The sequence below is a fragment of the Paenibacillus rhizophilus genome (assembly GCF_003854965.1).
Classification (GTDB): Bacteria; Bacillota; Bacilli; order Paenibacillales; family Paenibacillaceae; genus Paenibacillus_AQ; species Paenibacillus_AQ rhizophilus.
In genome coordinates this window covers 221952-240174 of sequence record NZ_RQPI01000004.1, presented here as the reverse complement: position 1 = coordinate 240174, position 18223 = coordinate 221952, and the positions used below count along the sequence as shown (strand labels likewise).

Here is an 18223-nt window from a genome sequence, read left to right as displayed (position 1 = left end):
GAAGTCCAAGCTCCGATGCCTGTTCCGATTACTTTGCGGGGCCCCCATACTCATCTAAAACACCCCGCAAAGTGAAGTTCAAGCTCCGATGTCTATTCCGATTACTTTGCGGGGAACTGGTCTTAAATGTAAACCGGCATCGGATCTTCCTTCAGGCTGTTCTCCTGAATCCAGCTGCGCTCGTCGTTGAACAGGTAGGCGCGGTGTACCAGCACGGCAATTTCCTGACCCACCTGCAGCGTTTCCTTCTCCAGCGAACGGTAGGTAACCAGCTTGTGACCGTTCACTTCCACCTCGACCAGCCATTCACTGCCTCGGAATTGCAGATGCTTGACAATACCTTTCTCGGTTGCCGAAGCCATTTTGAACTCTTGGCGGTCGCCTACTTCGATGTATTCGGGGCGGATCAGTGCTTTAGTCGACCTGCTGTCTTCAGCCGGCTTGAATCCTTTCAGCTCGGCGGCGTTCTCGATCAACGTCGATTCGCCGATAAAGGTCGCTACGAATGTCGTCTTCGGCTCCTTGTAAATATCCCACGGCGTGCCTTTCTGTTCCAGACGGCCCTGGTTAATAATCATGATTTCATCCGCAACTTCAATCGCCTCATCCTGGTCATGCGTTACGAAAATGGATGTGATTCCGACGCGCTCAATAAGTTCACGCAGCCAGGAGCGCAGCTCTTGGCGGATCTTGGCGTCGATCGCGGCGAACGGCTCGTCGAGCAGTAGCAGCTGCGGCTCTGGCGCAAGCGCCCGGGCGAACGCCACCCGCTGGCGCTGTCCGCCGGACAACTGCTGCGGATACCGTTTCTCGAAGCCTTTAAGCCCCGTCAGTTCCACCAATTCCATCACACGGTCGCGAATGAAGCTTTTGTTCGCTTTTTTCACTTTAAGCCCGAAGGCAATGTTATCATATACCGTCATATGCTTGAACAGCGCATAGTTCTGGAACACAAAGCCGATGCCGCGTTCCTGCGGCGGAAGATTATTGACCACCTGCCCATGGAAGACAATTTCGCCGGCATCCGGCGTTTCGAGACCCGCCAGCATCCGCAGGATGGACGTTTTGCCGCCTCCGCTCGGGCCGAGCAGGCCGATCAGATGACCTTTTGTGATTTCAAAGCTGACATCCTTCACCGCATGAAAATTGCCAAAATGCTTGTTAAGTCCGCGTACTTCCACATGCATGTCAACGCACTTCCTTTCTTTTCTTGCTCCATTCCATGAGCAGCAGAAGTCCTACCGAAAAAGCGGCCAATACGAGCGCGACGCCGCCCGCCGCCGTTACATTAAAGTTCTCGACATCCTGGTAGACCAGCGTCGTCGCCGTCTGAGTCTTGTTCATAATGTTGCCTGATACAACAAGCACGGCCCCGAATTCACCCAGCGAGCGGGCGACCGTAAGAATGACGCCATAGGTCACCGCCCATTGAATCGAAGGCCAGGTTACCTTCCAGAAGGTCTTCCACCCGTACGCTCCGAGCGTCGAAGCGGCCTCCTCCTGCTGCCCGCCGATTTCCTGCAGAACGGGCATCACTTCCCTGACCATCAGCGGGAATGTTACGAACAGGGTGGCGATGACCATCCCTGGAAAAGCATAAACGATATTGAAGCCGATATGTTCAAACACCGCCCCAAGCGCGCTGTCCGGTCCAAGCAGCAGGACAATCATCAATCCGCCGATGACAGGTGACACCGCGTATGGAAGATCGACGATACTGTTGAGCAGGTTCTTCAGCCGGGAGCTGAGCCACTCGGCTCGAACCAGATAAAGGGCCGTCATTATCCCGAACACTGTGTTCAGCACCGTCACCGTTACGACGACCAGCGCCGTCATCATCAGCGCGTGCAGCGCCTCCGGTCTTGTCAGGGCATCCCGGAATCCGGGAAGACCTTGACTGAAGGCATTGGAGATTATTTTACCCAGGGGAGCGGCTATCAGCAGAAAGAAAACGATATAGGTGAGTCCAATCCACAGCCTTCTCATGATCTTCTCCCCCTCATCTGCGCCATATTGATCAGCCAGAGGATCAAGAAGGAGAGAGTCAGCAAAATAATGGAGACGGCCGCGGCGCCAGTCGGATTGTCGCTCTCCACCTCGCCATATATAAATACCGACGAGACAAGCGTTCGCCCAGGAATATTGCCCGCCACCAATACGACGGCCCCGAATTCGGCAAGCGCCCGGGAGAAGGCAAGCATACCTCCACCGATCATGCCGGGCGCCATGGACGGTAGAATAACCTTCCGGAACACCCGGCTGCCCGCGGCTCCCATCGTGTAGGCCGCTTCTTCCTCGGAAGGGTCAAGCTCTTCCAGCAGCGGCTGTACCGCCCGGATGACAAACGGAAAGGTTACAAAGACCATCGCGATGACAATGGCCGGCTGATGAAAGACGATTTCCAGCCCGAGCGCTTCCGCCGCTCCGCCGATCAGGCTTCCCGGACCGAGCAGCAGCAAAATCATCAGTCCCCCGACCGCCGTCGGCAGAGCGAATGGCAGGTCGACCAGACTGTTGAGCAGCGACCTTCCGGGGAATTTGTAGCGGACCAGCACCCAGGCGATCATAGTTCCCAGAGCGACATTAATAATAGTCGCAATGAGCGCAAGCCGGAGCGTGAGCAGTACTGATTTCCAGGCAATGGGATCAGATATACTTTCGACAAAATTTTTGAAGCCGAGTGAAAATGAGTTGTAATAGACGCCGAGAATCGGAAGCACGATCAATACGACGAAGTAAAGCAGAATCGTGGTTCGGAATCCCCAGGTCCATCCTTTGTGTCTTAGCAGCGAATTCAACAGATATATCCTCCTACCTCCGGCTGACGGGTCGGTATACTAGCAATTTGGCGATCTTTAATTCCTATTAACATACTGGGTTTAATAATTATTACTACTTTACCACCCTCCTCTTGCCATCGTCAATTACTTTCGAATCATTTTAGGGTAAAATAGTTTGTGAAAGGGTGGAAATCGACTAAAGAAGGGGAATCCGTTAGTGCTGCATACGGTCGAGATTGCTACGAGCAAGCGGGATGAGCTGCGGGATATTACCAGAGAGGTTATTTCTTATCTGAGAAAAAGCGGCGTCCGGAACGGAATAGCAGTTGTATATTGCCCCCACACAACAGCCGGCATCGCGATCAACGAAAACGCCGATCCCGATGTGAAGCATGATGTGCTGATGCGTCTGGACGAGGTGTATCCTTGGGAGCATCCAAAGTATCGCCATGCGGAAGGCAATACGGCATCGCATCTCAAATCGATAACGGCGGGGCCATCCCAGAGCATTATTATCCACGAAGGCGAACTGCTGCTGGGACGGTGGCAGGGAATTTATTTTTGCGAATTCGACGGCCCCAGACGCCGGCAGTATTATGTAAAAATCATTGAAGGGTAGCAGCAGGACACAAGTAAAAGGCCGCTTTCGGAACAAAACGCCGAATCGGCCTTTTACTTGCTGCGCCTTTCCACTTTTACGTGGCAGAGGAGCACCTGATTACCAATTTACAGCCATAAAGCGTAAAAGGATGAAAAAATATCCGCCTACAAACTGCGGCATAACACCCTGACATGCGCCTGCGCTGCCGATTTCACATCGTCGAACTTGATCTTGTCCTGGATGTAGTATGAGATAAAGCCGTGAGCAGACAGGAACAACGTAAGCGGCACACTCTGCCAGTCTTCCGGCACATAGCCTTCTTCTTTTAAGTGGCGGCGCACCATACCGGAGAACAAATCAAAACATTTCCCTTGTTCCGCTCTACAGTAAGCCAGCAGCTCCTCATCCCGGATCATGAACATAATTTCGTACTGATACGGATGATCAAGCCCGAAGCGGATAAACTCCAGCATCAGCTGTTCCACCTTGCTTACTCCTTCTTCCGGAGGTCTGTTCATCGTCTCATCCAACAATTCTGCCACACGGTTGAAATCTTCTACCACAATGGCATAAAACAGCTCTGCTTTTTCCTTAAAGTGATAATAGAGGGATCCATGGCTGTATCCCAAATGTTGACCTATGCTGCGCATGGAGATGGCCCGATAACCCTTTGTAATGAAAAGGTGCCTTGCCGCCTCCAGAATCCTTTCCCTCGACAACTCCTGTTCCACTGCTCTTCTAGCCATAATTTTTATTCCCCTTCGCTATAGTAAAGCTGTCTTCCCTCCGTTACAACCGCTTGTCCCTGGGTCAAATCCGTTATCCAAGCCTTGAAGGCATCGGCTTCTTCATTCCGCGGCAGGCATGTCAGCTTGACCTTGTCGGTGAACTCCGTTTCGCCGGCTTTAGTCCCCCGGCCCCTCAGTTCATTCTCGACCTTGCCGAGCCAGGTATAGTCCAATTCCACAAACACTTCACGGCGCAGAACGCGGGTGATGACTTCGCCGGCTTCAAGCGCCAGTACGGCGCCGTCCGTGTAGGCCCGAATCAGGCCTCCCGCCCCAAGCAAAATTCCTCCGAAGTAACGTGTAACGACTATAGCCGCATTTTTGATGCCTTGGCTGCGAATGACTTCCAGAATCGGCTTTCCCGCGGTACCGCTCGGTTCCCCGTCGTCGGACTGCTTCTGAATTTCGTCCCGTTCCCCAATCATATACGCGGAACAGTTATGCGTGGCATTCCAATGCTTCTTCTTAACGTCTTCAATAAATTGAACCGCTTCTTCTTCCGTCTCCACCGGCATGACATGTCCGATAAAACGTGACTTGCGGATAACGATTTCCTTGGAACCGGAAGACCGCACCGTCCGGTATTGTTCCAGCATTGTTCATTCATTCCTTATTCGCTGTGATCTTGATATATACGAGGAGCAGCCCGCGGTATTGGATTACCTATGGACTGCTCCCTGGTGAATTACTGTAGTGTGATATGAGGTGAGAAACGATAATCTATTCGGTAAGTCTGGCCTCAAGCTCCGCTTTTTCTTTTTCATATCCCGGCTTGCCGAGCAGCGCGAACATGTTCTTCTTGTACGCTTCTACGCCCGGTTGGTCGAACGGGTTGACGCCAAGCAGATATCCGCTGATACCGCAGGCTTTTTCAAAGAAGTATACGAGATAACCAAAGCTGTAAGCCGTTTGATCCGGGATCGTGACAACCAGGTTCGGAACTTGCCCGTCGGTATGCGCAAGCAGCGTGCCTTGGAACGCCTTCTTGTTCACGAAGTCCACGGTCTGTCCGGCCAGGAAGTTGAGTCCGTCCAGATCGTCCGGATCGCTCTCAATTGTAATATGTTCCCGAACTTGATCCACTTGGATAACCGTTTCAAAAATGTTGCGGTTGCCCTCCTGGATGAATTGTCCCATCGAGTGCAGGTCCGTCGAGAAATCCACGGAGGAAGGGTAGATGCCTTTGAAGTCCTTGCCTTCGCTCTCGCCGAACAGCTGCTTCCACCATTCCGATACGTAATGGAGCGACGGCTCGTAGTTTACGAGGATTTCCGTCGTTTTGCCTTTGCGGTAAAGCGCGTTGCGGACGGCTGCATATTGGTAACTTTGGTTCGTCGCCACATCCGGGTTGTTGAACTCGTCAGCTGCGGCTGCGGCCCCTTTCATCATTTCTTCGATATCGATGCCGGCAGCGGCAATCGGCAGCAGGCCAACCGGGGTCAGTACGGAATAGCGTCCACCCACATCGTCCGGAATAATAAACGACTCATAGCCCTCTTCGTTAGCCAGTGTCTTGAGCGCGCCTCTTGCCTTGTCGGTTGTGGCGTAGATACGCTTGCGAGCTTCTTCCTTGCCGTATTTCTTCTCAAGCTCGGCGCGGAACACCCGGAAAGCAATCGCAGGTTCGGTCGTCGTTCCGGACTTGGAGATAACGTTAACCGAGAAGTCCTTGCCTTCAATAAGCTGAATCAAATGGGTAAGATAAGTCGAGCTGATATTGTTCCCCGCAAAATAAATTTCGGGCGTCTTCCGCTTGCCCTTCTCCAGATTGTTGTAGAAGGAATGTGTCAGCGATTCAATCGCTGCGCGGGCTCCCAGGTAAGAACCGCCGATGCCGATAACGATCAGCACATCGGAGTCGCTTTGAATTTTCTTCGCGGCCGCCTGAATGCGGGCGAATTCTTCTTTATCGTAGTTGTGGGGAAGATCGATCCATCCGGTATAGTCGGAACCCGTGCCAGTTTTGGTATGCAATTGCTCATGGGCTAGTTTAATTGGCGCTGCAAAATAGTCGATTTCGTGCTGGTTAATGAAGGACAGGGCTTTGCTGTAATCAAAACTGATTTTTTTGGACATCGGTAATGGAACCCTCCTATTTAGCTATCGATTTGACACGAATTGTAACAACTTTATAATAGGATACTTTAATTTCACTGGGCTGGCAAGGTCCTATGACACAGGCAAAAGTATCAATTGGGATAATTCAGGAATGTTTCGGAAGCGTTTCCTTTGTCAGATGCGGCTTTAGTAAGGTGGAACCTCCTTTCGGCTCGTGCTAGAATTATAAAAGATTAGGCTGGAAGTCTGGGGATAAACACTACTTTTGGAATAGGCAAACCCTTTTTCCGGCGTTTTTTCCGTTCTTCAGTTACCTCATAGCAAAGGTGTGAAATTTTATGAAACAAATCGGATTTATCGGACTCGGAACGATGGGGGCGCCTATGGCCTCCAACCTGCTGCGCGCAGGGTTTCAGGTGACAGTGTACAACCGCACGGCTTCGAAAGGCGATCCGCTGGTAAAAGAAGGCGCTACAACCGCCGCTACTCCGCAGGCCGCCTCAGAAGGCAAGGACGTTATTATTACCATGGTCAGCAACGATGATTCGATCCGGGAAATCTTTTACGGCCCGGCTGGGATTCTGGAAGCTCTGAAGCCGGGAGCGGTTGTGATCGATTCCAGCACGATCTCACCGGGACTGGTGAAGGAAATCGCGTCCGCCGTCGAAAGCAAGGGCGGGCATTTCCTCGACGCTCCGGTGACCGGCAGCAAGCCGGGCGCTGTGGAAGGAACACTCGTATTCATGGTCGGCGGCAGCGCCGATATTATTGAAGCAAACCGCGACCTGTTCGACGCGATGGGCAAGCTGCTGCTTCACATGGGCGAGAATGGCAGCGGCGCCGCGGCGAAGCTGGCGCACAACGCGATGGTCGGCATTCATAATATCGCGCTTGCCGAAGGCTTTTCCATCGCTGTGAAGTCCGGCGTGCCTGCCGACAAATTTCTGGAACTGGTGCGGAACGGTTCGGCCGGCAGCAAACAGGTTGAACTGAAGGGCCGCAAAATTATCGAAGGCGACTTCAGTAACCAGTTCTCGCTGGGGCTGATGCTGAAGGATCTGAAACTTGCATCCGCGCTGAGCGACGCGAGCGGCGTACCTACACCGGCCTTGGAACTCGCCAAGAGTCTGTTCCAAGCGGGATATAACAGCGGCAGCAGCGAGGAAGACCTTTCCGCTGTCGTGAAAACCTACGAAGCCTGGATCGGCCGCAAGATAGGCGAATAAGGTCGCCGAATTTTCAATAAGGTACAAGAACAGCCTGCCTCTATGCAGTATTCGTATCTGCATGAGGGCAGGCTGTTTGGGTTATATTTCGGTTCGGCGGCGGAAGAGCTGTGTGCCGGGGCATATCTACGGTGTGCCATCGTCGGCGCCTAGCGCAAAGCGGCTCTGCAGCGGCAGACTAGGGGGCCGGCGTCAACTCCGGTGATGGGCTATCCGGTTTGGTTTTATCCGGTGCCGCGCCATCTGGTTCGGCGCTTTCAGGGGCAGCGGCGGCTCCCTCCTCCGTATTGTCCATCCCTGTGGATTTCACAGGCCACCGTAGAACCGCTTCACGGCCGTCAATCCACCATTGCCCTTCTCCTAAAGCGACCCGCAGCCATGTGCTTATAGATTGACTTATACGGCGTTAGTTTCAGCGCTTCCAGCCCCTTAGATCGATGTATGAATCTGATCGCGAGGAACGGAGGAGAACGGCCTTCACAAACAGTTTTTCGAAATGATAAAAATGCGTCCGCTTTGTTTGAACGCCAGTAAATGAAGAAAAGCATCCTTCGCCTGCTTTAGGCTAGGATGCTCTCTCCATTGCGATACTCGTTGTTCACGAATTACAAAGTCGCCGGGTAAGAACAGCAGTAATCCGTCACTGTAAATACTTCAAGCGAAAATTTCGAATTGCCGGGCACATGGAAGGTCTCCGCCCCGTCAATTTCCTGCCATACTTCCGAACCGGGCAGCAGTACTTTAAGCTTTCCGGACAGAATTTCCATGGTTTCCGGGCCGTCTGTGCCGAACTCATACACACCCGGAAGCATGATGCCAAGCGTAACCTTGAGGCCGTCTTCCAAAATCACCGCACGGCTGGTTACCTTCCCATCATAGTAAACATTAGCTTCTTTTTGAATTGTCGCGTTGTTAAATTGACTCATCTCTTTTTTCTTCCCCCTTAATTCCCGATTGTCCCAACATTATTCTACAGCAAAGCCTTCACGCGGTTAACGACATTTCCCACAGTGAAGCCGTATTCACTGATGACTGTGTCGCCAGGTGCGGAAGCGCCAAACGTTGTGATGCCGAGAATATCGCCTTGGTCGCCGACATAGCGTTCCCAGCCGAAGGTTTGAGCCATTTCGATCGCAAGACGCGCCTTGACATCCGGCAGGATGACAGAATCGCGGTACGCTTTATCCTGCTTTTCGAACAGATCCCAGCTTGGAAGGCTGATAACGCGAACATCAATGCCTTCTTCAGCGAGTGCGGTCTGAGCCTTGACGGCCAACTGCACCTCGGAACCCGTTGCGATAATTTGCGCCTGAGGTTTGCCGTTCTTGGCATCGGATACGACGTAGCCGCCGCGCTTGATGTTCTCGCGCACGCCGTCCACCGTTCCGGACAGGATCGGCAGGTTTTGGCGAGTAAGCACGAGCGCCACCGGATTCTCCTTGTTCTCCACCGCGTAGGCCCAAGCGGCGGAGGTTTCATTCGCATCGGCAGGGCGGATAACGGTCAGCCCCGGAATGATGCGCAGGGAAGCCAGCTGTTCAATCGGTTCATGCGTAGGTCCGTCTTCGCCGACAGCGATACTGTCATGAGTAAGCACGTAAGTGACCGGCAGCTTCATAATGGAAGCCAAACGGACCGCTGGACGCAGATAATCTGTGAAGACGAAGAATGTGCCGCCGAACACTTTCAGTCCGCTATGCAGCGCAATACCGTTCATAGCCGCAGCCATGCCGAATTCGCGGACACCGAAGTAAATATTGCGGCCGTCGTACGATTCCGGCGTAAAGGAAGCCAGCCCGTTCAGATGGGTCATTGTGGAGCTTTCCAGGTCAGCTGAGCCGCCGAACAGCTGAGGTACGCCAGCAACCAATCCGTTCAGTGCATTCCCTGAAGCGACGCGCGTGGATACAGCTTTATCTTCCGCTTTATATAACGGCAGCTTAGCGTCCCAGCCTTCAGGAAGGTCGCCGCTCAGCACGGTTTCAAGCTGCGCAGCCAGCTCCGGATAAGCCTTCTTGTACGCTGCGAACTTCTCGTCCCACTCGTTGTTTGCGGCGATGCCTTTTTCCTTCACTTCAGCAAAACGAGCGCGAACTTCATCCGGCACATAGAAGTCTTCTTCATATACCCATTTGTAGAATTCCTTGGTCAGCTTCGCTTCTTCGGAGCCGAGAGGGGAGCCGTGCGTGCCGCCGTGCCCGCCTATGCCCTGCTTGTTCGGGCTGCCATAGCCAATGACGGTCTTCACTTCGATAAGCGTAGGCTTGTCCGTGACAGCCTGCGCTTCCGCGATGGCCTTGCCGATTGCCGGAAGATCGTTGCCGTCCTCCACGCGCAGCACATGCCATTCATAAGCTTCAAAGCGTTTCGCAACATTTTCGGAGAAAGAAAGATTCAACTTGCCGTCAAGCGAAATGTCATTCGAATCATACAGCACGATTAACTTGCCAAGCTTAAGATGACCCGCAAGCGAAGCGGCTTCTGAAGAAATGCCTTCCATGAGGTCGCCGTCGCCGCAGATTGCGTAAGTATAGTGATCGATCACATTAAACTGATCCTTATTGTACGTGGCAGAGAGTTGAGCTTCCGCGATCGCCATGCCGACCGCCATGCCGATACCTTGGCCGAGGGGACCCGTTGTGGCGTCGACGCCCGCCGTATGGCCGAATTCCGGGTGGCCCGGCGTGAGGCTGCCCCATTGACGGAACTGCTTCAGTTCTTCCATCGGCAGATCATAACCGCTAAGATGCAGCAGGCTGTACAGCAGCATGGAGCCGTGGCCGGCGGACAGGACAAACCGGTCGCGGTTGACCCAGGTCGGATGCTCAGGGTTATGGTTCATCGTCTTTGCGAAGAGTTGATAGCCCATCGGAGCGGAACCCATCGGCATACCCGGATGGCCGGACTTGGCTTTTTCAATCGCGTCGATGGACAAAGTGCGGATCGTCGTAATCGCCAGGTTGTCGACCGTTGAGTTCTCATCCTTTTGGATCGCTTGCTCTTTTGCCTGTTGTTCAGTCATTCAAATAGTCCTCCTCTAAGTCTCAAGAATGTCATTTTGACTATTATTGTATCACTAATGTGGAAGCATTTCCAATGTTTTTACGAACCAGGCGCTTCAGCCCTTTATGTTTCGCAACTTGGAAATATTTTTATACACAATCTATACAGGCTGACATCAGATCATAATCCTACTTGCTACTTCACCCGATGGCTGCGGAAATATTGGCTCCAATTCTCCGAGATGACAACCGTTACCTTGTCGATTTTCGTATTATATTCGTTCTTCGCTGTGAAAGTAAAGGTCACCGGCCCGTTTGGTAGATTCTCAAAAGAAGAATTGTAGAGTTCTCCCGTCCAAAATGTCTTGTCGCTGTCCGAAGGACTAAGCTTCGCCGTAAATCCGCCGTCCATGGTTACGTCAATCGTATCCGGAAGCCCTGTAGCGTCAGCCTGAAGCATGAATTTCTCTCCGGCCCAAAATACATTATAATTACGCGGCTGCTCTTTGTCTCCCGATATTTTTAGATTGTAGCTCTGCCGGTTAGCGTTCCACTCCGCGGTGTGCTTCACGCCGCCCTTTACGCTCAGCAGGTTGACCATAAAATATTTCCGCGCCGAGGCTGCGCTCCAATCAAAGCCATCATATGCTTCAACCTCAACTGCATATTTATGGTTTTCCACAAGGGCTCCTGCCGGTACGGTCCACTGCTTCTGACTGGACGCTTGATCCCCGGACTGAACCACTATGCCCCCTGTTGCTGCATCCAATATACGCACCCGGTAACGCTGCTGCTCATCGCCGTCATCATCGGAATAGCTCCATTTCATAATCGGCGTCATCGTGCTGGCGATGGTCGGCTTGGCTTCCGTGTCGCTGGTCGGAAAGGTGAGATTCACCACGGGAAGCCGGTTTTTCACAGTGATCGCATGAGAGACTTCCCGCCATAAACCCAGCGAGTCGGTTACTACTTGACGAATCGTAAACGTATCGTTGGTCGTGAATTGCTTTGTAAAGCTATCGGATGCGCTTATTAAGCCTTCGATTCCCGCACTCGGTTTCAAATAATATTTATAGGTCAGGCTGTCACCCTTCAGCTGATCGTCGTCATGAGCCGTGCTTGTAATTTGTAAGACATCTGTCCGATAAATCGGTGTTAGGCTTGCATCCTTTCCGGTGTCTGTTACTAAAGAGAAACCAGGAACCGGCGGGTTATCAATGATGAAGGCTTTTTCGTTGGATATGTCAGACCAGTTATTCTTCGAAAAGGCCCGGCCCTGTACGGAATAGAATAGGAACCGCTCAAAGGATTGATCCTGCATCTTGAATTGACGTGTGCCGCCCGTGCTGTCCGTATTCTCTACACTTTTGGCAAGCAGCCCGTCTTTCATGAAAAATTCCAACCGGTACTTCTCCTGTGCATCACTCTCCGGATCGGCGTACGACCATTTTATAAGCGGATCTCCGTCTTTTTCGGCATCGATGATGGTTGGATTGCCAGGGGTTCCGGCAGGGGATGTAAGCGTCATGGATGGGGGCAAATTCTCGATGACGTTGACTTTTAGGGTGGCAATGTTGGACTTATCACCGATTTGATCTATTGCCCAGTGTTCCAAGGTGTAGGTGCCAAATTCGTTAAACGTCAGATCGATGTTGGGAGTACGGTACACGGATATTTTCCCATCGCTGTTCGTAACGCGCCAATAGTATTGCAAGCTGCTCTGGTCGGAGGTGTCCAGATCTTCATCCGCTGAATTAAAGGTTCTCGTATCGTACTGATACACAGTAGACGGCCCGGATATATCAGCGGTTGGAGGATGATTTTTGACTACGAACATTTCTGTTGCATAGGATGTCCGGCTGCCGTCCGATACATTAAGCCGCATTTCCCAATTATCAGAGATAGCGTCCTTGTCGGAAATGCCATTGCTATTAATTAAGCCTTTAATAGTCATTGACGGATTCCGACTATTTCCTGTCCAGTAATAGGAACCCCCGTTTAATCGCCCATACCACTCATATGAAAGCCAATCACCGTCTTGGTCCGGATCGGGAGTTAGGTTTTCCATCGTGATTACGGTGTCGCGGTACACTTCATTCGGCATGTTAAAATCAGCGACCGGAGGGTGATTCAAAACTTGTACAGCTTGGCTATATGGAGCCGACCAAAGCCCGCGGTTATCATGCACTTTGAGAGTAACCTGGTAACTGCCTGTGCCGAACCCGGCGATGTTGGGCGGGGTCGCCACTCCACCGTAATAATACCAAACCTCCTGCCAGCCATCCTTGACTACTCTCCATTCGTAAGTATCCAGATAATCATTATCCGGGTCGAAGGATTTATCTGTAATCGTGGTAGCTTTCCGGTAACTGACATTATTCGGATCGACGGTAAACAAAGCCACTGGAGGAAGATTACCCGGACTACCAACGGTTTGCTGGAACCAATCGCTCCAGAATCCGATTCCGTTCGGCCCGTCAACATCCCTTACCCGCAGCCGCATATCGTAAGGGTCACTCGTTGGTAATGGCGATGGCGGTTGTCCATCGTTCCATACTTCCATCCCGCTTTTTCGCCATTGCCATTGCCGATTAATTAAGCCTTTATTGGGGCTTGAAACGTGGTCTAGGTCGTATGAACTGTCGGAAAGCTGCAAGCTGCCGTTCACTAGTTTGGCCGAGAACAGCGCAATCGGTTTCCGGTGAACCAAAAAAGTCATCGAAGAAAGATTGTCACCGCTCCACATCCGAAATGCATCGAACCGATTATCATTCTGCGGGTTGTCCCGCACCTGTACTCTGGCCGTGTACGCTCCACTAAAAGGGAAAGAAGTATACTTACTGGATCGCCATAATCCGGAGTCCCAAATCATCCCCATTGAGTTATCAAAAAAGTCTGGGTCTTGATCGTACCTGTACCGCTCGGAGTGTTGGGGGTCGTTCTCGTAGTCTCCATATGTTTTATTGATTTCTACGGGACTGTTGATCAGATAAAAGGCTTTATTCTTCAAGTGGTTCCGAACTGAAAAATTCAAGTACGACTCTGCTTTAAAATTGTAACGGTCAACTACCGACACTTTCACCTGGTAATCTCCCGGAGGGACCGAATCGGCGATCACATCAATTGGAACCAAGAAATATTTCGCCGTCAATGCTCCGTACACTTTGGTCTTGCGGTAAAAGACATTAGGTACTTCCACCGTTACATCCAAATCTTCATTATCCGGGTCTTGAGCAAAACCTTCGATATTTAGAATGTTTTGACCATTCTCATTATAAAGAGTGACATTATTGGGGCTAATCAGATTAAGACTGGGTGGTGAATTAACAGCAAGCGGGATCTGTTGTTTATCGTTTACAGGATAGGATACAAATGAACCACCAAAAATTTCATCCTCCCATTTAGTATTAATTATTATGCTGGATGGGTCACCATTGATGGTATAACTTATATTAACCGCATTTGTATAATCGGCGAAAGAATAACTATGACTACCCCCAGGTACGGTTACGGTACGCTCAGTATAAGAAAATTCATTGCTATAATAAGAATTTTCACCAAATACATATATGCGATTTTCAAACAAAAAAGGGAATTGATCATCTTGAAGGTTATTTCCATGATTATCCCATACATCACCTTCTATCCAATAGAACACACCTAGAGATGGCGCTGCTACAGCCCATCCGGTGGGCATTCCAGGTTTGTATGTGCGGTAAGAACGAATCGTTGTGACATACGGACTGGTGTCGTAGGTAAGAGTGCGGGTAACTCGGTTGAACCGGATATTAGTTACTTTGTATTCATCTCGATGTACGTAGCTCTTAGCTTCCATTCTTGAAATATAAAGATTTATTTTTGCATTTTTTGCAGCAAGGGCAGAGTCAAACAACCATGATTCATCATTCGGGTCTGGAGCAATGTCCGCTAATTGCCCCATCACGTCAGTTGCTGGGACTGTATAATCCATATAATTAACTATTGAAGTATCTGTGGCAAAAGCTTTTCTGTCTCCCCACTGATTCAGCAATGGCATCATCAGAATTACGGAACAAAGGAGTATTTTAAGCCCTCTATTTGTACGTCTATGCTTCATCTTTTTTCACCCTCTACCATGTCCAATCCGTAACTGGAGCGCGGTTATAGACCGTAATAATCTTTTCAATGCTGTTTTGCGTTCCGGAATCGGCGGATCTCCGGTCCGCATCCGTTACAAATTCATTAATCGTCGGCTGGCCGAATTCTTCAAATACCGTCAGCTTGATTTCGTATCGGCCTACCTGAGTAGGCATAAAGGTGAGTCTGTTTTCGTTGTCATTGCTTAAAATAACCCAAGACTCATCATCAAAACTCCCATTGTTATTGGAATCATATCGATATTCCCACAAACGTCTAGCTAAATAGTCATAGTCCGGGGAAAATGAAAGATCGTCTATTGTGGACGACGCTTTGTTTCCATTGCTAGGATCACGGTAGGATTCTCTCGGAACGGAAATTAAGACGGTTGGAGTTTCATCAGGAACAATGACAAAAGTAGTTGAACTTGTTCCCGTATAGCCCGCCGTATTTTCCACGGTAATCGTAGCTCTGTATGTCCCGGGCTGCCTAAATAAAATATCCTTGTCGTTCACCCCGCTCAGGGAACCACTATACTTAATGTCTGATGCCGCTCCTCCGGATATGGGAACGACCGTGAATTGGGTCTTTGACTCAACGAGCGGGAAGTCATCCGCCTTATTGCGGCTTGCGTTATGCAAGGTTACTCTCCGATTTTGTTTAAGTGAACCCTTAACTTCAACTTTTGCCTGCGGAACCGGGGCCACAACATCAATTTTCTTTGAGGTTACGCCCGATAGTCCGTCGTTATCGACAACTTCAAGTACAACCGTTTGTGTCGTACCTGTCGCTGAAAGCGGATATTCCGTTTCTCCATATTTGCCGCTAATCGCATCTACAACAGCAGGAGTATCCCAAATATAGCTCTTAATCGTTCCGTCAGGATCATAGGAGCCGCCTCCAGATATGGTGAAGTTTTCACCAGCAACGACAGTATCGGGTACATCCAAAACCGCCACAGGTGGTTTTCCACTAGGGGGAGTCGGAGTTGGGTCTGGCATGTACGATGGCTGCGGTCCTGTATATACGCCGACCTTCGCTTTCATCGTTTTGGTTAATGAGGGGATGTCTCCTCCAGCGCTTATAAGCGGTTTGGAAAAGCGCACGGTGACGGTTAGCGTATACTCCTGCTCATACTCGCCGCTGGCAAACTTCTCTTTAGGTATTTTGAAGTCATCAAAGGTCCGGCTGGAAGTTAGAACCTTGCCATAATCCTTCTTCATCTTGACTTCGTTTGATCCGGATTCCTTGGCATAAAATATCCATTCTTCGATGTTAGACGAATCCGTAAAAGCCAGAAGCTCGCCATTAACCTTTAGCGTAACCAGCAAATCGCTCCCATCACCTTTGGTTGGGTTAGGATTCGGTTTGACAACGACTACACTGCCGTCTAAGGTTGGTTCGGTTATGGGCGAATAATTAAAGGAAACGCTGCCACTATAACTGTACGATGGGACTTTGGCATCGGCTGTGTAGTGATAGTAAACATGAACCATATATTTTCTACCTTGAGCATGACCGACAAGTGGATGGGTCGTTTCATCACTTACATCCTCATACGTTTGCAATCTTATCTTTCCCGCATCCGGACCCGTTGGAACCACAAACCAGGGTATAGCATAGTTCACAATGACTTTCCCATTCTTAAATTTCGGAGGTTCTTTGATAGTACCGGAAGATAAATCTTTCACCCATACAGGTTTAATTGTCGAAGGAATAATATATTTTGAATCAATTACCTTCGTTTTCGCTCCATCATACCATTTGAGATAATTCGTATCCTGCATAGGGGCAGCGGAAACGACCGTTCTAGGTGGGTGATCAGATGGAATACTGCTATCCTCTGCGGGCAGATCATGGGAAATCAATGTATCAGATGCTTCGCTGTACTCATTAATCTGCCAGCGAACTCCGTCAGAATACCGCCAGATCGAGTTACTTGGATTGGTATAGAATTCTGCTTCAAATGATGATTGATAACCAACAAGATCGGTCAGCGTTTTAGTATTTGCAACCCCTTTAAGCTTCAACTTGATTTTTCCATTTTCGACGGTAATACTCCCATCTAATGTATTGTTGCCCGTATATTTCAGGGAGTTGGTATTTATTGCAGCCGCCGAAACACCACTCGGCAGATCAAGCGCATAGGATTTTTCCGCATTGTCGTCACCAACAAGTCCCGTATTCACTGGAATCGCTACTGTCGCACTTGTTGTTTCTGCCGCTTTAACCGAAGTCGGTTCAGTCAAAATAGATGATAGTAAAATGAAACTTATTAGAATTTTTGAGATTCTTTTCATTCAGGCACCACATACTTTTCAACGAAGTTTTTACCATATAGCATACGAATTACGAAATAATCTATCTCTTTATCGTAATAATAGGCCAAATAGGACGTAATCTGTTCACCAGGTTTTATTCTATATGTCCATAACGCATCTTTGCTGTTTATTTTTTGAGCTAGGTTCATCGGCCATGCCGGATCAGTAATTTCACCCGTTTGAAAAGTAAGTGGGATCAATCTATGAATATCCGCCCCACTCCCCTTCAACATCTTAGAAGTATTATTTTTAATTGTAACTTTAGTCCAGATAAAATATTTAGGAACAATGATAACGTCACTACCATTCTGAAACCCATAAAGCTTTTGCAGCTTCTTAACCTCTGGCGAATTAAAATCATAAATCATGATTTTATGTAGGGTATAGCTCAATCCCTCGGAAGACAGCGTAACGGGAAGGTTCATTGCCTTCTTCAGTCCATACTTAGACAGGTTGTCAGTCATAACCGGAACCGTTGTCTTGGCTGCAGTCGAAGCCGTAGTCGCCACACGAGGCAGCGTTGTGTTCCCCGCTTCTGCAGCAACTCCCCCCACCAAAACAATTTGCGTGAGCAGCAACGCAGCCGTACTTACTTTCAAAATCATCTTTTTCATTTTCTTACCTCTCCTTTTTTTAATGAATTATTTATGTAAGATAGTCAAACTTGCTCTCCTGTCAATTCATTTATCGGCAAAGACTCTCATCTACAGCAGGAAAGTCCCTTGCCGATAAACTGAAAGGCAATGCGCAGCGGCCTGAAAGCTGAAAAACCAGCGTAATGTCCAGGCCGCCCCATTGTCCTTCAAATCGGTATTCCCAATCCAAACTACTACTTGTTGTACTTATACTCCTGAATCGCCGGCACCTGGATATCCTCCTGAGTTCTGGCTCTTGCGATTAGCGCCGGATGCCTGGTTTTTATAACGGCAATTACGGATGGTCCTTGTATATATTTTGTAATGCCATAGCGGCTGTCTTCATAGAGAAACGGAAAGGTCACGCCGGAGGATTCATCGATCACTTCAAAATGAACGACATCCACTCTGGAACTCAGACGGCTGCCGGCGCGGGGATTAAGGCTGTCATCCAGTCCTAGATTGGCTTCCAGTGTTTCCTTAAAACTTGCTTCCGCTGCGGCCCGATCAATGATCAGCCGTCCTCTCGCGCGTTCCGACTCGTTCATTTCCTGCGCGGCATCGTGGACGGCCATGTTGTTCGCACTTTTGAGCAGTTCACGGTCGATGTCCCATTCCTGATTCTGCGCCTGAAAAAACCAGCTATAAATAAAGATCAGCAGCACAAAAGCAAGCTTGATAATGTAATCCATAATG

14 protein-coding genes are annotated in these 18223 nt (G+C 49.8%); 2 read left to right on the top strand and 12 right to left on the bottom strand.

Features of this window, described 5'->3' with window-relative positions; translation table 11 throughout:
• Positions 1-122: 122 nt before the first annotated feature.
• From EH198_RS10340 to cysT, 3 genes are read right to left on the bottom strand one after another with little or no spacing between them, the layout of a single operon-like run.
• Positions 123-1187: a sulfate/molybdate ABC transporter ATP-binding protein gene (locus tag EH198_RS10340; protein WP_124695448.1), complete on the bottom strand. Its 1065-nt coding sequence runs from the start codon at positions 1185-1187 to the stop codon at positions 123-125.
• A gap of 1 nt (position 1188) precedes the next feature.
• A complete protein-coding gene (locus EH198_RS10335) occupies positions 1189-1986 on the bottom strand; it encodes a sulfate ABC transporter permease subunit (RefSeq protein WP_124695447.1) in 798 nt (265 codons plus the stop codon).
• Positions 1983-2798 carry a sulfate ABC transporter permease subunit CysT gene (cysT, locus tag EH198_RS10330; RefSeq protein ID WP_124695446.1) on the bottom strand — a complete coding sequence of 272 codons (816 nt, stop codon included), beginning with the start codon at positions 2796-2798 and terminating at the stop codon, positions 1983-1985. Before cysT ends, EH198_RS10335 begins: the two co-directional genes overlap by 4 nt.
• Before the next feature lie 199 nt (positions 2799-2997).
• On the opposite strand from cysT, the gene EH198_RS10325 reads away from it, so the two are divergent.
• Positions 2998-3399, top strand: coding sequence for a secondary thiamine-phosphate synthase enzyme YjbQ (locus tag EH198_RS10325; RefSeq protein WP_124695445.1), 402 nt, complete (start codon positions 2998-3000; stop codon positions 3397-3399).
• Positions 3400-3545: 146 nt separating this feature from the next.
• On the opposite strand, the gene EH198_RS10320 is transcribed toward EH198_RS10325, so the two are convergent.
• The 3 genes from EH198_RS10320 to EH198_RS10310 all read right to left on the bottom strand — a co-directional run bounded on the left by EH198_RS10320 (position 3546) and on the right by EH198_RS10310 (position 6245).
• Positions 3546-4127, bottom strand: a complete 582-nt coding sequence (locus EH198_RS10320) for a TetR/AcrR family transcriptional regulator (RefSeq protein ID WP_124695444.1) — start codon at positions 4125-4127, stop codon at positions 3546-3548.
• A gap of 5 nt (positions 4128-4132) precedes the next feature.
• On the bottom strand, positions 4133-4765 hold the full coding sequence (locus EH198_RS10315) for a YigZ family protein (protein WP_124695443.1): 633 nt from the start codon (positions 4763-4765) through the stop codon (positions 4133-4135).
• Between the two features lie 124 nt (positions 4766-4889).
• Complete coding sequence (locus EH198_RS10310; protein ID WP_124695442.1) at positions 4890-6245, bottom strand: glucose-6-phosphate isomerase; 1356 nt, start codon at positions 6243-6245, stop codon at positions 4890-4892.
• A 320-nt stretch (positions 6246-6565) separates the two neighbouring features.
• Between EH198_RS10310 and EH198_RS10305 the strand changes: the two genes are divergently transcribed.
• Positions 6566-7453 (top strand): NAD(P)-dependent oxidoreductase, encoded by an 888-nt coding sequence (locus EH198_RS10305; RefSeq protein WP_124695441.1) that lies wholly within the window; start codon positions 6566-6568, stop codon positions 7451-7453.
• Positions 7454-8058: 605 nt separating this feature from the next.
• Here the strand turns inward: EH198_RS10305 and ppnP are convergent.
• The 6 genes from ppnP to EH198_RS10275 form a co-directional block, all read right to left on the bottom strand.
• Positions 8059-8379, bottom strand: coding sequence for a pyrimidine/purine nucleoside phosphorylase (gene ppnP / locus EH198_RS10300; protein ID WP_124695440.1), 321 nt, complete (start codon positions 8377-8379; stop codon positions 8059-8061).
• A gap of 44 nt (positions 8380-8423) precedes the next feature.
• Positions 8424-10475 carry a transketolase gene (tkt, locus tag EH198_RS10295; RefSeq protein ID WP_124695439.1) on the bottom strand — a complete coding sequence of 684 codons (2052 nt, stop codon included), beginning with the start codon at positions 10473-10475 and terminating at the stop codon, positions 8424-8426.
• A gap of 176 nt (positions 10476-10651) precedes the next feature.
• Positions 10652-14494, bottom strand: a complete 3843-nt coding sequence (locus EH198_RS10290; protein ID WP_148091495.1) for a glycoside hydrolase family 78 protein — start codon at positions 14492-14494, stop codon at positions 10652-10654.
• Positions 14495-14564: 70 nt separating this feature from the next.
• Positions 14565-16871: a hypothetical protein gene (locus tag EH198_RS10285; RefSeq protein ID WP_124695437.1), complete on the bottom strand. Its 2307-nt coding sequence runs from the start codon at positions 16869-16871 to the stop codon at positions 14565-14567.
• Positions 16868-17506, bottom strand: coding sequence for a hypothetical protein (locus EH198_RS10280; protein ID WP_124695436.1), 639 nt, complete (start codon positions 17504-17506; stop codon positions 16868-16870). Before EH198_RS10280 ends, EH198_RS10285 begins: the two co-directional genes overlap by 4 nt.
• A 215-nt stretch (positions 17507-17721) precedes the next feature.
• A complete protein-coding gene (locus EH198_RS10275) occupies positions 17722-18219 on the bottom strand; it encodes a hypothetical protein (protein WP_124695435.1) in 498 nt (165 codons plus the stop codon).
• Between the last annotated feature and the right edge of the window lie 4 nt (positions 18220-18223).

Bases quoted from the DNA above. Each gene is read 5' to 3' on its own strand.
- EH198_RS10340 (WP_124695448.1), bottom strand. From the start codon at position 1,187: ATGCATGTGGAAGTACGCGGACTTAACAAGCATTTTGGCAATTTTCAT.
- EH198_RS10335 (WP_124695447.1), bottom strand. From the start codon at position 1,986: ATGAGAAGGCTGTGGATTGGACTCACCTATATCGTTTTCTTTCTGCTG.
- EH198_RS10320 (WP_124695444.1), bottom strand. From the start codon at position 4,127: ATGGCTAGAAGAGCAGTGGAACAGGAGTTGTCGAGGGAAAGGATTCTG.
- EH198_RS10315 (WP_124695443.1), bottom strand. From the start codon at position 4,765: ATGCTGGAACAATACCGGACGGTGCGGTCTTCCGGTTCCAAGGAAATC.
- EH198_RS10310 (WP_124695442.1), bottom strand. From the start codon at position 6,245: ATGTCCAAAAAAATCAGTTTTGATTACAGCAAAGCCCTGTCCTTCATT.
- EH198_RS10305 (WP_124695441.1), top strand. From the start codon at position 6,566: ATGAAACAAATCGGATTTATCGGACTCGGAACGATGGGGGCGCCTATG.
- ppnP (WP_124695440.1), bottom strand. From the start codon at position 8,379: ATGAGTCAATTTAACAACGCGACAATTCAAAAAGAAGCTAATGTTTAC.
- tkt (WP_124695439.1), bottom strand. From the start codon at position 10,475: ATGACTGAACAACAGGCAAAAGAGCAAGCGATCCAAAAGGATGAGAAC.
- EH198_RS10290 (WP_148091495.1), bottom strand. From the start codon at position 14,494: ATGATGCCATTGCTGAATCAGTGGGGAGACAGAAAAGCTTTTGCCACA.
- EH198_RS10285 (WP_124695437.1), bottom strand. From the start codon at position 16,871: ATGAAAAGAATCTCAAAAATTCTAATAAGTTTCATTTTACTATCATCT.
- EH198_RS10280 (WP_124695436.1), bottom strand. From the start codon at position 17,506: ATGAAAAAGATGATTTTGAAAGTAAGTACGGCTGCGTTGCTGCTCACG.
- EH198_RS10275 (WP_124695435.1), bottom strand. From the start codon at position 18,219: ATGGATTACATTATCAAGCTTGCTTTTGTGCTGCTGATCTTTATTTAT.